Source organism: Citrobacter freundii complex sp. CFNIH4, from assembly GCF_002934505.1.
Classification (GTDB): Bacteria; Pseudomonadota; Gammaproteobacteria; order Enterobacterales; family Enterobacteriaceae; genus Citrobacter; species Citrobacter freundii.
Genome location: NZ_CP026233.1, coordinates 105436 through 118589 on the forward strand (window position 1 = coordinate 105436; position 13154 = coordinate 118589).

Sequence of the window (13154 nt, forward strand, 5' to 3'; positions counted from 1 at the left end):
TTAATCCGCTATATCGAGGCGTTGGCTCGCTCTCTTCAAACGCTCATCGCCGCGTCTGTCATATTTCTGGGTAGTTGCAATGCTTGAGTGGCCCATTGCGTCCTTCACGGTCACAATATCCTCACCGTTATCCAGCATCGAGGAGGCAAAGGTGCGTCGCAGGTCATGGGGCGCAAACATCTCCAGACCGGCTTCAACTCTTCTGGTCTCCAAGATGTGGTAGATGGCCTGATCCGACATCCGCTCTCCAGTCACATCATCAAACCGCCTGATCCTCGGGAATAAAGGCCCTTCATGCGTTCCTCGAACCTCTTCAACCCACTTATCCAGTCTTTTCCATGCGCCACCAGGCACATACGCCATTCTCTCTTTGTTGCCCTTGCCAAGAACCTTGAGAGCGCGGTCCTTGTAGATCATGCTTCCCATGTCCAGCGCAACGATTTCCGAGCGGCGCAAGCCACACCCGAGGAGCACCCCGAGAATGGCCGCATCCCGAAGCCCTTTGGCGCTTGAATCACTTTCACATGTGAAAAAGAGGCTGCGAATCTCATGGCGTTCAAGTGCCCGCCCTTTAGGAAGTCGAGATCCACGTACTGAACGGACTTGCTTAATGTGCTGGAAGCTATCCGTATCAATTTGCTTCATCGTCCAGGCTTCAAGAGCCACCCCTTTGAGCGCTGACAGGTAGGTGTTGATCGTTGCCGGAGCCTTCCCTGCATCCCCCAGCATTTCCAGCACCGCCAATATGTGGTGCCGCCTCATTGAGCTCCATGCACAGTCACGAAGGTTCTGAAACCCGATCATCTTGGCGACAATGTTGAGGAATGAGCTCATGGTCTGCCTGCTTCGCTTTGACCCGAGGCTCACCAGATAGGCGACGGCGGGGTTGTCCTGGATGTTCCGGAGCGAGCTCGATGACGGCAACAGTTCACCGCGAATGCTTTGTTCTGCCGGAACATTTACTTTCGCATGTGAAACTAGCTCTTCCTTGTCATTGTTTGTGTCGTGCAAAGTTACCTCCTAAGCCCGACCGCAACGAGAAGAAAATCCCATATTTTGAGGTGAAGAGGTAGTTCCTCCTCCATATGTTGCGTTTCGTAGCTTTGCATCAGTGGTTCAAACTTGGTTGGATTGCACAGCAATTCGTAAACTGTTCGGTTGGGCTTGGTGATCGGCTTATTCGGAGTGAATCCATGTTTGTTCTGGAGGTACAGCGCTACCGCGCCACTTCTGGATTCTCCGTAATAGCAATGAACGAAGATCTGATCGATACCGCTACCAACCAATCCATCCAGGAAGGTGGACAGCTTTTCAGCCTGGGATGAGTCAATGTAAGAGGCGTAATTCATCCGGAACGCTGCCTTCATCGTGTGGATGGTGTTCTCAGAATAGCCGCCGTCATAGAAGCTATCGCGGTACAACTGCCCCCACTGTCCGAGAGCGGCAGGGGACTTGTCTGGGTCAGTTATGGAGATCATGGCCGCACCGGGAACCGGCTCCAGTCTTTCGGCCTCCGCTTGACTAATGAAAAAGACTTTTTTGCTAAGCATGTCCCATCATCCCCTTACAAGGATGTGTTGCGAGTAGCTCACGCGCCTGACTTTGCCCCTCTTGAGTATCTACAGGAGCGGTCGTATACACACCTCCATGCCGCAAGTCCACAATACTGGTCCGACAGCAAGAACCTACGTTCTGAACTTTATTGTCCGAATCCAAACCAGCAAAAGTATGGCACGGTCCAGGGAATGGTTTCCTGCAAATAGAGCAGCGCTCAAAGTTCTTATCGAGGATTCTCTTTAAAACTTTCTCAAATTTGTTTTTGTTTAACATCGAGTTCTCCACACAAAGTTACTGGCCGAGCATCCCAGCCAAGGTGGTCTGCTGGCCTTCGCTACAAGGTGCAAATCCGGCAAAAGCACCGGCATTAACCTTGAGCTCATCAAAGCGTCCATCGGTGTCCCGGTAGTACACCTTACGTTTTCCAATTCCACCTTCGAGGTTTGCGGCCAACCAGGCGATCACTGCATCAGCATCGTTCGTAACTGATGCTCCCTGATCCAGATCGATAAGTACCAGGTGGGTGTCCGTCTGGAGTGCCACTTCAAAGGTCGCTCTTACATCAAAAATCACTGGTCGCGCTCCTTGTAAAAAGTGGGCATTCAGCACCACCTATCCTATTCCAAAAACTCTACTTTTTCAAAGATACATTTTAATAAGTAGAACAACAGCAAGAGGAACTCAAATTTATTTACCGTAATTATCATAATTACGGTAATACGGTAATTTTACAGATTTGGATGGAATGGTATAAGATGTCTCGCTGGAACATACTTGCTGAAAAAACGCTTAACAACGATAGTGAAAACATCATGTACAGGTGCGAGAGATAATATGTATAAGAGCCTTGAAGATCTGATGGCGGGTATTTACGAGATGGCAGCGCCAGATGGCATCATCTGTAACGAGGTTTCCAAATTCCTTGCGGCCAACCAGGTCAAGCCGGAAGACATAAGCTCTGGGATCTGGTTTTTCCTGTGGCTGAAATCAGCTCCCAAGGATGCGAAGCCAATCCAAAAAGAAATCCCCGGATTTGGAGTTGTTCTCAACATGCCGACTTATGGCGGAACGCTCAACGAAGCAATCACAGGGTTGATCGAGAACGAGTGCCGTCAAATAGAGCTCGCTGAGGGACATCCGAGCCTTGAGGCTTGGGTTGAATCAGTATTAGCCGGTCGAGATGACGGAGAGGAAAATGAAGCTGCGGCCAATATCGTGGATCTGCTTAATGGGTGTCACGACCTACTGGATACAGCAATAATCAATTACCTTTTTAAGGTGGGAAAAATCAACGAGCAAGAGATTTTGTCGCTCATCTATTATGGAGAGCTATGTGACCACTCTCTTGTCGGTACGCCTTTTTCAACGTTACATATCCCGAGTGAAAATAACGTCCACGAACGTAACATCATCCCCATTAAAAAAGGAGCCAGTTAGGCTCCTTTTTGTTACTCAGGGTTTGCTTTGAGAAACAACTTCATTCCAAGTATGCAGCACCTTCGATAGGTGCTGATGCTTTCTGGTGAAGTCCTTATCATCCAAGAGTGCTTTAAATGGCGCGTTCAGGTCACTGCATGTGACGTTCTTGCCGATCACAGACAGGGTATCCTGGAGTGATCCACCAGCAGCATCAAGCCCCATTCTATCGACGGTCTCACTACTCACCATTGCCTGGACAACATTGGTGAATGCCTTTGAGTTGAGCTGCTCAACGCTCAGGGCTGTATTGCATTTCTGCTCAACCGCTTGCTTGTACTGGATGGTGTACTTTGCAGTGATAGGTGACATGGTGTTCATCGCAAGTATGTATGCGTCTACCTCACTGGTCGGTAATGTCGCGGCATAGACTGACGAGCATGATGCGGCTGCGGCCATTATCAAAGTTATTACCTTCTTATTCTTCATTTCTCTGAAATCCCCCTTTAAAATATGGAGCTACAACTCATTTGTACCAATCATAATACTATTGATTTCCAAAAGTATCTCTCTCTACTGACTCTATGATGGCTCGCCTTCCAAACACTTGGCCGCTGGCGGCGGCTGGGCCAACGCCAGAGCCTGATCCACACTATCATCCGCCTGAAAAAAATCTCATTACCTCTGACGGATAAAGAAACAGATTTCCCCCTTTGGCAAAAAACAGATACCAAACAGAAAAAGCCACAGAAAAAACACCTGCAACACACACTTCAAATCTATTTCTTGCAGAGAAATACTTGTAGTGCTTTTTTTCGTATCTCGGGGCTCTCATTTTGACTAGATTTTTCAATGTCAACCAAAGAAAGATAACCCCAGTAGGAAGGATAACTATCACAACCCCAAAGAAATAAATTGTGTATATAATAAAATCAAACCAGTTATTGATTTCCATAAGCCGTCCCCAATGCTGCGCCAATAGCAGAACCATGTGAGCCGTATTTAATCCCTGGATTCCTCATTAGCTCTCTTTAACTTTAATATTTTCCTTAGATTTAAGTATCCATAGATTCCTGAGAACACTCCATACCCCCCCCCAAACACCAACGGACAGATATAAGGCGAATTTGCTTAGAGGCCCATTCACATAATTTAATAAAGCGAACACTGCAATTCCTATAAAGGCTCCAGCTAACGGAAATCCAAGCAGATATACTGCTCTATATTTTAAACCGGTTTTTTTCATCTTATTATTTATCTATATGTTTTGAAATCTTATCTACAATGGATGTAGTATCCATATTCATTATCCTCCCTGCTTTTTCAATCAGAAACTCAGCTTCATTTGTTATGTTCTTTGACTCTTCATTAATAATGTCAATGATAGTTTCTAGTGCGATTCCATACTCACCCACATCAATAAATTCTTGCACTTCTATACTTTCAGATTCAGAAAACGAATCAGACAGCACCATAAGCAAAAGATCTAGCGTGGATTCAATTTCTCTATATTCATTTTTCATTTTGGATTCCTTGGTACGTTTGTTGGAAAACCTGAAACAATATCACCATTAGATTCTTGTATTACACGAACATTAATACCTTCTTTAACTGCCTCTGCAATAGTCCTACCACCGCGCCCAGCCTTTCGAGAAACATTTGGATCGGTAGCTATATCGGAAATGACGTGCATAATTTTTTCATCAGACCAACTTTGAGGAAACTCACTTTTTCCAGGCTTGCCTGTTCCTGCTCGATGCCCTCCACCAGTGGCGTCACCATCAAGAATATGCTTACGTCTCTGGGAACTGGCTAGGTCTACAAAATCATCAGCCGTATTTTTAAAAGCGCGTTCCGCAACATTCCCTAGCGCCTTATAGTTGCCAGGCAGGATAATCCCAGCAGCAAAAAGCCCCCCGGAAATCCACTTTTCTCTTGAGGTCGCACAATCACTGGTGATGGTCTTGAAGGTGTCATAGGCGTCCCAAGCGCTCAAGGCAAAGTCTATGGCAACATAAGCCCCCAGAAGAAGCGGCACAAACTCCCCTGTTGGATCTGCATTGCCTATCGGGTTGCTCAGCGCATAGGCATAGGTGTTAATCCCACCAGCCAGCCCAATCGGGTCACTGGTGATGTAACGCCCGGTATTCGGGTCGTAGTAACGCCGCCAGTTGTAGTGGAGCCCGGTCTCCGCGTCGTAATACTGTCCTGGGAACCGCAAATTGAAGGTCGGCCCCTGAGTGGTGATGCTGGCCTTACCGAACGGGCTGTAGCTCGCCTTCCAAACCACTTGGCCGCTGGCGTCGGTTAGCGCCTTCGGGGTGCCCAGATGATCGACGTGGACTTGATAGGTCTGTCCTGACTGAGCAAAGCTCAAGGGGGTGCCATCGAGCCAGATATACTCCGCCAGCACGTCTCCAGTGGCTGCGTCCAGCTCCTCGATGAGGTTTCCTGCCAAGCCGTAAATCAGTAGGCGGGTCTGGCCGTTTAGGGTCTTAGTTACACGCTGATCCAGATGGTTGTAGGTGTAAGCTGCTGTCACTCCAGCGACCGTTGCGGCCACCAGCCGGTTCTGGCTGTCATAGGTGAAGGTATCCGCCCCCTGCTTCGTCAGGTTGCCATTGGCGTCATAGCTTCTGGAGGTTTGCCCAGTCTTCACCAGCCAGTTGTTCATGTAGTTGATGGTGTAGCTTTGGCTCAGGCCATCGGTCGTGATCGAGGTCCTGTTGCCGGTGGCGTCATAGCCATAGCCCAAAACGCCATAGAGCCCCTCAGCAGAGGTGATGCGGCCAACCGCGTCATAACCGAGTGACTGATTGACTGATGAGCTGAGATTGGGGTCGTCTCAGAATTCGGAAAATAAAGCACGCTAAGGCGTAGTCACCCCGTGACTCCCCCGCGCCGATGCAGCGAGCTTCGTTCCGTCTTGCAGTGACGCAATCAGCGGGCAGGAAACGTTCCCTTTCCGCGCATGGCAGGCGCACACCAGTTCAGACAGCACGGCCTCCATGCGTGCCAAGTCGGCCATCTTCTCGCGCACATCCTTGAGCTTGTGCTCGGCCAGGCCGCTGGCTTCCTCGCAATGGGTGCCATCCTCCAGCCGCAGTAGCTCGGCGATTTCGTCCAGGCTAAAGCCCAGCCGCTGGGCCGATTTCACGAACCGCACTCGTGTTACATCCGCCTCGCCATAGCGGCGAATGCTGCCATAGGGCTTGTCTGGCTCCGGCAGCAGGCCCTTGCGCTGGTAGAACCGGATGGTCTCCACATTGACCCCGGCCGCCTTGGCAAAAACGCCAATGGTCAGATTCTCAAAATTAATTTGCATATCGCTTGACTCCGTACATAACTACGGAAGTAAGCTTAAGCTATCCAAACCAAATTTGAAAGGACAAGCGTATGTCTGAACCACAAAAGTCTGAACCACAAAACGGGCGCGGCGCGCTCTTCGCCGGTGGGCTGGCCGCCATTCTTGCGTCGGCCTGCTGCCTGGGGCCGCTGGTTTTGATCGCCTTGGGGTTCAGCGGGGCATGGATCGGCAACCTGACGGTGCTGGAACCCTATCGCCCGATCTTCATCGGCGCAGCGCTGGTCGCGCTGTTTTTCGCCTGGCGGCGCATCTACCGCCCGGCGCAAGCCTGCAAACCGGGTGAGGTCTGCGCGATTCCCCAAGTGCGAGCTACTTACAAGCTCATTTTCTGGATCGTGGCCGCGCTGGTCCTGGTCTCGCTCGGATTTCCCTACGTCATGCCATTTTTCTATTAATCACAGGAGTTCATCATGAAAAAACTGTTTGCCGCCCTCGCCCTCGCTGCCGTTGTTGCCCCCGTGTGGGCCGCCACCCAGACCGTCACGCTGTCCGTGCCTGGCATGACCTGCGCCTCTTGCCCGATCACTGTCAAGCACGCGCTTTCCAAGGTTGAGGGCGTGAGCAAGACCGACGTAAGTTTCGACAAGCGCCAGGCCGTCGTCACCTTCGACGATGCCAAGACCAACGTCCAGAAGTTGACCAAGGCGACCGAGGACGCGGGCTATCCGTCCAGCCTCAAACGCTGATCCGTTAACCGAACTCGGGAGCGACACATGGGACTCATCACGCGCATCGCTGGCAAAACCGGCGCGCTCGGCAGCGTCGTTTCCGCGATGGGCTGCGCCGCCTGTTTTCCTGCCATCGCCAGCTTTGGCGCGGCCATCGGACTGGGCTTCTTGAGCCAGTACGAGGGGCTATTCATTGGCATCCTGCTGCCGATGTTCGCCGGCATCGCGTTACTCGCCAATGCTATCGCTTGGCTCAATCATCGACAGTGGCGACGCACGGCGCTCGGCACGATAGGCCCGATCTTGGTGCTGGCAGCGGTGTTTTTAATGCGGGCTTACGGCTGGCAGAGCGGTGGACTGCTCTATGTCGGCCTGGCCTTGATGGTTGGGGTGTCGGTCTGGGATTTCATCTCGCCAGCACATCGCCGCTGCGGGCCGGACAGCTGTGAATTGCCAGAACAACGTGGCTGACGGCAACAGCCGTAGCCACCACAGAAAAGGAAAAATACATGACCACCCTGAAAATCACCGGGATGACCTGCGACTCGTGCGCGGCTCACGTCAAGGAAGCCTTGGAGAAAGTGCCCGGCGTGCAATCGGCGCTGGTGTCCTATCCGAAGGGCACAGCGCAACTCGCCATTGAGGCGGGCACGTCATCGGATGCGCTGACTACCGCCGTGGCCGGACTGGGCTACGAGGCAACGCTTGCCGATGCGCCACCGACGGACAACCGCGCCGGCCTGCTCGACAAGATGCGCGATCTGCTGGGCAGAAACGACAAGACGGGTAGCAGCGGCGCATTGCATATCGCCGTCATCGGCAGCGGCGGGGCCGCGATGGCAGCGGCGCTGAAGGCCGTCGAGCAAGGCGCACGTGTCACGCTGATCGAGCGCGGCACCATCGGCGGCACCTGCGTCAATGTCGGTTGTGTGCCGTCCAAGATCATGATCCGCGCCGCCCATATCGCCCATCTGCGCCGGGAAAGCCCGTTCGATGGCGGCATCGCCGCTACCACGCCGACCATCCAGCGCACGGCGCTGCTGGCCCAGCAGCAGGCCCGCGTCGATGAACTGCGCCACGCCAAGTACGAAGGCATCTTGGAGGGCAATCCGGCGATCACTGTGCTGCACGGCTCCGCCCGCTTTAAGGACAATCGCAACCTGATCGTGCAACTCAACGACGGCGGCGAGCGCGTGGTGGCATTCGACCGCTGCCTGATCGCCACCGGCGCGAGCCCGGCCGTGCCGCCGATTCCCGGCCTGAAAGACACTCCGTACTGGACTTCCACTGAAGCGCTGGTCAGCGAGACGATTCCTAAGCGCCTGGCCGTGATTGGCTCATCAGTGGTGGCGCTGGAGCTGGCGCAGGCGTTCGCCCGACTCGGAGCGAAGGTGACGATCCTGGCTCGCAGCACGCTGTTCTTCCGCGAAGACCCAGCTATAGGCGAAGCCGTCACGGCCGCATTCCGCATGGAGGGCATCGAGGTGAGGGAACACACCCAGGCCAGCCAGGTCGCGTATATCAATGGTGAAGGGGACGGCGAATTCGTGCTCACCACGGCGCACGGCGAACTGCGCGCCGACAAGCTGCTGGTCGCCACCGGCCGCGCGCCCAACACACGCAAGCTGGCACTGGATGCGACGGGCGTCACGCTCACCCCGCAAGGCGCTATCGTCATCGACCCCGGCATGCGTACAAGCGTGGAACACATCTACGCCGCAGGCGACTGCACCGACCAGCCGCAGTTCGTCTATGTGGCGGCAGCGGCCGGCACTCGCGCCGCGATCAACATGACCGGCGGTGACGCGGCCCTGAACCTGACCGCGATGCCGGCCGTGGTGTTCACCGACCCGCAAGTGGCGACCGTAGGCTACAGCGAGGCGGAAGCGCACCATGACGGCATCAAAACTGATAGTCGCACGCTAACGCTGGACAACGTGCCGCGCGCGCTCGCCAACTTCGACACGCGCGGCTTCATCAAACTGGTGGTTGAAGAAGGCAGCGGACGACTGATCGGCGTGCAGGCAGTGGCCCCGGAAGCGGGCGAACTGATCCAGACGGCCGCACTGGCGATTCGCAACCGGATGACGGTGCAGGAACTGGCCGACCAGTTGTTCCCCTACCTGACGATGGTCGAAGGGTTGAAGCTCGCGGCGCAGACCTTCAACAAGGATGTGAAGCAGCTTTCCTGCTGCGCCGGGTGAGGACAAGGAGGTGTGCGATGAGCGCCTACACGGTATCGCAACTGGCCCATAACGCTGGGGTGAGCGTACATATCGTGCGCGACTACCTGGTGCGCGGCTTGTTACGGCCGGTGGCCTGCACCACGGGCGGCTACGGCGTGTTCGACGATGCGGCCTTGCAACGGCTGTGCTTCGTGCGCGCGGCCTTCGAGGCGGGTATCGGCCTGGATGCCCTGGCGCGGCTGTGCCGTGCGCTCGACGCAGCGGACGGCGCACAAGCCGCAGCGCAGCTTGCCGTGCTGCGCCAGTTGGTCGAGCGGCGGCGCGCGGCGTTGGCCCATCTGGACGCGCAACTGGCCTCCATGCCAGCCGAGCGGGCGCACGAGGAGGCATTGCCGTGAACGCCCCTGACAAACTGCCGCCCGAGACGCGCCAACCCGTTTCCGGCTACCTGTGGGGTGCGCTGGCCGTGTTGACCTGCCCCTGCCATCTGCCGATTCTCGCCGCCGTGCTGGCCGGGACGACCGCCGGTGCCTTCCTTGGCGAGCATTGGGGTGTTGCCGCGCTCGCGCTGACCGGCTTGTTCGTTCTGGCCGTAACGCGGCTGCTGCGCGCCTTCCGGGGCGGATCATGACGAGTTCGCAGCCCGCCGGATGGACGGCGGCCGAGTTGGCGCAGGCGGCGGCGCGCGGACAGCTTGACCTGCATTACCAGCCGCTGGTCGATCTGCGCGATCACCGGATCGCTGGCGCGGAAGCGTTGATGCGCTGGCGGCATCCGAGGCTTGGCCTGTTGCCGCCCGGCCAGTTCCTGCCGCTGGCCGAGTCGTTCGGCCTGATGCCGGAAATAGGCGCGTGGGTGCTGGGCGAGGCCTGTCGCCAGATGCACAAGTGGCAAGGACCGGCATGGCAACCGTTCCGTCTTGCCATCAATGTGTCCGCCAGCCAGGTTGGGCCAACGTTCGACGACGAGGTAAAGCGGGTGCTGGCCGATATGGCCCTGCCCGCCGAGCTTCTGGAGATCGAACTGACCGAATCGGTCGCATTCGGCAATCCAGCCCTGTTCGCCAGTTTCGACGCCTTGCGCGCCATCGGCGTGCGCTTCGCCGCCGACGACTTCGGCACCGGCTATTCCTGCCTGCAACATCTGAAATGCTGCCCCATCACCACATTGAAAATCGACCAATCCTTTGTCGCCAGGCTCCCGGATGATGCCCGTGACCAAACTATCGTGCGGGCGGTGATCCAGCTCGCGCACGGGCTGGGCATGGATGTCATTTTCAGAAGACGACTGCACCAGTTGATTGGGCGTAATGGCTGTTGTGCAGCCAGCTCCTGACAGTTCAATATCAGAAGTGATCTGCACCAATCTCGACTATGCTCAATACTCGTGTGCACCAAAGCGAGGTGAGCATGGCGACGGACACCCCACGGATTCCAGAACAAGGCGTGGCCACTCTGCCTGATGAGGCTTGGGAGCGTGCGCGCCGTCGTGCGGAGATCATCAGTCCGTTGGCGCAGTCGGAGACGGTCGGGCACGAAGCGGCCGATATGGCGGCTCAGGCGCTGGGCTTGTCTCGGCGCCAGGTATACGTTCTGATCCGGCGTGCCCGGCAAGGCAGCGGCCTCGTGACGGATCTGGTGCCCGGCCAGTCCGGTGGAGGTAAAGGTAAGGGGCGCTTGCCGGAACCGGTCGAGCGCGTCATCCACGAGCTACTGCAAAAGCGGTTCCTGACCAAGCAGAAGCGCAGCCTAGCGGCCTTTCACCGCGAAGTCACTCAGGTGTGCAAGGCTCAAAAACTGCGAGTGCCGGCGCGCAATACCGTGGCCTTACGGATCGCTAGCCTTGACCCGCGCAAGGTCATCCGCCGGCGGGAAGGCCAGGATGCCGCTCGTGACCTACAAGGTGTGGGCGGCGAGCCTCCTGCCGTGACCGCGCCGCTGGAGCAGGTGCAGATAGACCATACGGTCATCGACCTGATCGTGGTCGATGACCGCGACCGGCAACCTATTGGCCGCCCGTACCTGACCCTCGCCATCGACGTGTTCACCCGCTGCGTGCTCGGCATGGTCGTCACGCTGGAAGCGCCGTCTGCCGTTTCGGTTGGCCTGTGCCTCGTGCATGTCGCCTGCGACAAGCGCCCTTGGCTGGAAGGACTGAACGTGGAAATGGATTGGCAGATGAGCGGCAAGCCCTTGCTGCTCTACCTAGACAACGCGGCCGAGTTCAAGAGCGAGGCCCTGCGCCGGGGTTGCGAGCAGCATGGCATCCGGCTGGACTATCGCCCGCTGGGACAGCCGCACTATGGCGGCATCGTGGAACGGATCATCGGCACGGCGATGCAGATGATTCACGACGAACTGCCGGGAACGACCTTCTCCAACCCTGACCAGCGCGGCGACTACGATTCCGAAAACAAGGCCGCCCTGACGCTGCGCGAGCTAGAGCGCTGGCTCACATTGGCGGTCGGCACCTACCACGGTTCGGTGCACAACGGCCTGCTCCAACCGCCGGCCGCGCGCTGGGCCGAGGCCGTGGCGCGTGTCGGCGTACCGGCCGTCGTCACACGCGCTACTTCGTTCCTGGTCGATTTTCTGCCGATCCTCCGGCGCACGCTGACCCGCACCGGCTTTGTCATCGACCACATCCACTACTACGCCGATGCGCTCAAGCCGTGGATTGCGCGGCGTGAACGCTGGCCGTCCTTTCTGATCCGGCGCGATCCGCGCGACATCAGCCGTATCTGGGTCCTGGAACCGGAGGGACAGCATTACCTGGAAATTCCCTACCGTACCTTGTCGCATCCGGCTGTCACCCTCTGGGAACAACGGCAGGCGCTGGCGAAACTGCGGCAGCAAGGGCGCGAACAGGTGGATGAGTCGGCGCTGTTCCGCATGATCGGCCAGATGCGTGAGATTGTGACCAGCGCGCAGAAGGCCACACGCAAGGCGCGGCGTGACGCGGATCGCCGCCAGCACCTCAAGACATCAGCTCGGCCGGACAAGCCCGTTCCGCCGGATACGGATATTGCCGACCCGCAGGCAGACAACTTGCCACCCGCCAAACCGTTCGACCAGATTGAGGAGTGGTAGCCGTGGACGAATATCCCATCATCGACCTGTCCCACCTGCTGCCGGCGGCCCAGGGCTTGGCCCGTCTTCCGGCGGACGAGCGCATCCAGCGCCTTCGCGCCGACCGCTGGATCGGCTATCCGCGCGCAGTCGAGGCGCTGAACCGGCTGGAAGCCCTTTATGCGTGGCCAAACAAGCAACGCATGCCCAACCTGCTGCTGGTTGGCCCGACCAACAATGGCAAGTCGATGATCGTCGAGAAGTTCCGCCGCACCCACCCGGCCAGCTCCGACGCCGACCAGGAGCACATCCCGGTGTTGGTCGTGCAGATGCCGTCCGAGCCGTCCGTGATCCGCTTCTACGTCGCGCTGCTCGCCGCGATGGGCGCGCCGCTGCGCCCACGCCCACGGTTGCCGGAAATGGAGCAACTGGCTCTGGCACTGCTGCGCAAGGTCGGCGTGCGCATGCTGGTGATCGACGAGCTGCACAACGTGCTGGCCGGCAACAGCGTCAACCGCCGGGAATTCCTCAACCTGCTGCGCTTCCTCGGCAACGAACTGCGCATCCCGTTGGTTGGGGTAGGCACGCGCGACGCCTACCTAGCCATCCGCTCCGATGACCAGTTGGAAAATCGCTTCGAGCCGATGATGCTGCCGGTATGGGAGGCCAACGACGATTGCTGCTCACTGCTGGCCAGCTTCGCCGCTTCGCTCCCGCTGCGCCGGCCTTCCCCAATTGCCACGCTGGACATGGCTCGCTACCTGCTCACACGCAGCGAGGGCACCATAGGGGAACTGGCGCACTTGCTGATGGCGGCGGCCATCGTCGCCGTGGAGAGCGGCGAGGAAGCGATCAACCATCGCACACTCAGCATGGCCTGTTGAGTTGCATC

At 57.0% G+C, this 13154-nt stretch carries 17 protein-coding genes and 1 pseudogene; 10 read left to right on the forward strand and 8 right to left on the reverse strand.

All coding sequences use genetic code 11. The features are described from left to right. The 3 genes from C2U41_RS26950 to C2U41_RS26965 all read right to left on the reverse strand — a co-directional run bounded on the left by C2U41_RS26950 (nucleotide 1) and on the right by C2U41_RS26965 (nucleotide 2130). The gene (locus tag C2U41_RS26950; RefSeq protein WP_000543934.1) at nucleotides 1-1011 is read right to left on the reverse strand and encodes a tyrosine-type recombinase/integrase; all 1011 of its coding nucleotides are present in this window, start codon (nucleotides 1009-1011) and stop codon (nucleotides 1-3) included. Nucleotides 1012-1013: 2 nt separating this feature from the next. After that, nucleotides 1014-1550 carry a hypothetical protein gene (locus tag C2U41_RS26955; RefSeq protein WP_000949433.1) on the reverse strand — a complete coding sequence of 179 codons (537 nt, stop codon included), beginning with the start codon at nucleotides 1548-1550 and terminating at the stop codon, nucleotides 1014-1016. A gap of 298 nt (nucleotides 1551-1848) precedes the next feature. Next, complete coding sequence (locus tag C2U41_RS26965) at nucleotides 1849-2130, reverse strand: hypothetical protein (RefSeq protein ID WP_000575657.1); 282 nt, start codon at nucleotides 2128-2130, stop codon at nucleotides 1849-1851. A gap of 261 nt (nucleotides 2131-2391) precedes the next feature. Here C2U41_RS26965 and C2U41_RS26970 point away from each other — a divergent pair, with 261 nt between their 5' ends. Beyond that, nucleotides 2392-2994, forward strand: a complete 603-nt coding sequence (locus tag C2U41_RS26970) for a hypothetical protein (RefSeq protein WP_000278322.1) — start codon at nucleotides 2392-2394, stop codon at nucleotides 2992-2994. Between the two features lie 15 nt (nucleotides 2995-3009). Here C2U41_RS26970 and C2U41_RS26975 read toward each other — a convergent pair whose 3' ends face one another. From C2U41_RS26975 to merR, 5 genes and pseudogenes are all read right to left on the reverse strand, one after another. Beyond that, on the reverse strand, nucleotides 3010-3462 hold the full coding sequence (locus C2U41_RS26975; RefSeq protein WP_000791469.1) for a hypothetical protein: 453 nt from the start codon (nucleotides 3460-3462) through the stop codon (nucleotides 3010-3012). 166 nt (nucleotides 3463-3628) lie between these two features. Next, the gene (locus C2U41_RS26980; protein ID WP_011872911.1) at nucleotides 3629-3928 is read right to left on the reverse strand and encodes a hypothetical protein; all 300 of its coding nucleotides are present in this window, start codon (nucleotides 3926-3928) and stop codon (nucleotides 3629-3631) included. Nucleotides 3929-4223: 295 nt separating this feature from the next. Then, a complete protein-coding gene (locus tag C2U41_RS26985; RefSeq protein ID WP_000787563.1) occupies nucleotides 4224-4496 on the reverse strand; it encodes a MafI family immunity protein in 273 nt (90 codons plus the stop codon). Continuing rightward, nucleotides 4493-5815, reverse strand: a pseudogene (locus C2U41_RS26990) (RHS repeat-associated core domain-containing protein); the annotation flags it as partial. The gene C2U41_RS26985 and the pseudogene C2U41_RS26990, both read right to left, overlap by 4 nt. 27 nt (nucleotides 5816-5842) lie before the next feature. Then, nucleotides 5843-6298, reverse strand: coding sequence for an Hg(II)-responsive transcriptional regulator (gene merR, locus C2U41_RS26995; protein WP_001166628.1), 456 nt, complete (start codon nucleotides 6296-6298; stop codon nucleotides 5843-5845). A gap of 71 nt (nucleotides 6299-6369) precedes the next feature. Here merR and merT point away from each other — a divergent pair, with 71 nt between their 5' ends. From merT to C2U41_RS27045, 9 genes are all read left to right on the forward strand, one after another. Further along, the gene (gene merT, locus C2U41_RS27000) at nucleotides 6370-6735 is read left to right on the forward strand and encodes a mercuric ion transporter MerT (RefSeq protein ID WP_001294656.1); all 366 of its coding nucleotides are present in this window, start codon (nucleotides 6370-6372) and stop codon (nucleotides 6733-6735) included. Nucleotides 6736-6750: 15 nt separating this feature from the next. Continuing rightward, nucleotides 6751-7026, forward strand: a complete 276-nt coding sequence (gene merP, locus C2U41_RS27005) for a mercury resistance system periplasmic binding protein MerP (RefSeq protein ID WP_000732275.1) — start codon at nucleotides 6751-6753, stop codon at nucleotides 7024-7026. A 27-nt stretch (nucleotides 7027-7053) separates the two neighbouring features. After that, nucleotides 7054-7479, forward strand: a complete 426-nt coding sequence (gene merC, locus C2U41_RS27010; RefSeq protein WP_000522996.1) for an organomercurial transporter MerC — start codon at nucleotides 7054-7056, stop codon at nucleotides 7477-7479. A gap of 38 nt (nucleotides 7480-7517) precedes the next feature. Then, nucleotides 7518-9212, forward strand: a complete 1695-nt coding sequence (gene merA / locus C2U41_RS27015) for a mercury(II) reductase (protein WP_015063453.1) — start codon at nucleotides 7518-7520, stop codon at nucleotides 9210-9212. 17 nt (nucleotides 9213-9229) lie between these two features. Next, nucleotides 9230-9592: a mercury resistance co-regulator MerD gene (gene merD / locus C2U41_RS27020; protein ID WP_001277456.1), complete on the forward strand. Its 363-nt coding sequence runs from the start codon at nucleotides 9230-9232 to the stop codon at nucleotides 9590-9592. After that, entirely contained in the window at nucleotides 9589-9825 is a 237-nt protein-coding gene (gene merE / locus C2U41_RS27025; RefSeq protein ID WP_000993386.1) for a broad-spectrum mercury transporter MerE, read from the forward strand. Before merD ends, merE begins: the two co-directional genes overlap by 4 nt. Nucleotides 9826-9860: 35 nt before the next feature. Beyond that, nucleotides 9861-10529 carry an EAL domain-containing protein gene (locus C2U41_RS27030; protein ID WP_001300294.1) on the forward strand — a complete coding sequence of 223 codons (669 nt, stop codon included), beginning with the start codon at nucleotides 9861-9863 and terminating at the stop codon, nucleotides 10527-10529. 74 nt (nucleotides 10530-10603) lie between these two features. Next, nucleotides 10604-12283: a Mu transposase C-terminal domain-containing protein gene (locus tag C2U41_RS27040; RefSeq protein ID WP_000179844.1), complete on the forward strand. Its 1680-nt coding sequence runs from the start codon at nucleotides 10604-10606 to the stop codon at nucleotides 12281-12283. Nucleotides 12284-12285: 2 nt separating this feature from the next. Next, complete coding sequence (locus C2U41_RS27045; protein WP_000344784.1) at nucleotides 12286-13146, forward strand: TniB family NTP-binding protein; 861 nt, start codon at nucleotides 12286-12288, stop codon at nucleotides 13144-13146. Nucleotides 13147-13154: the final 8 nt, after the last annotated feature.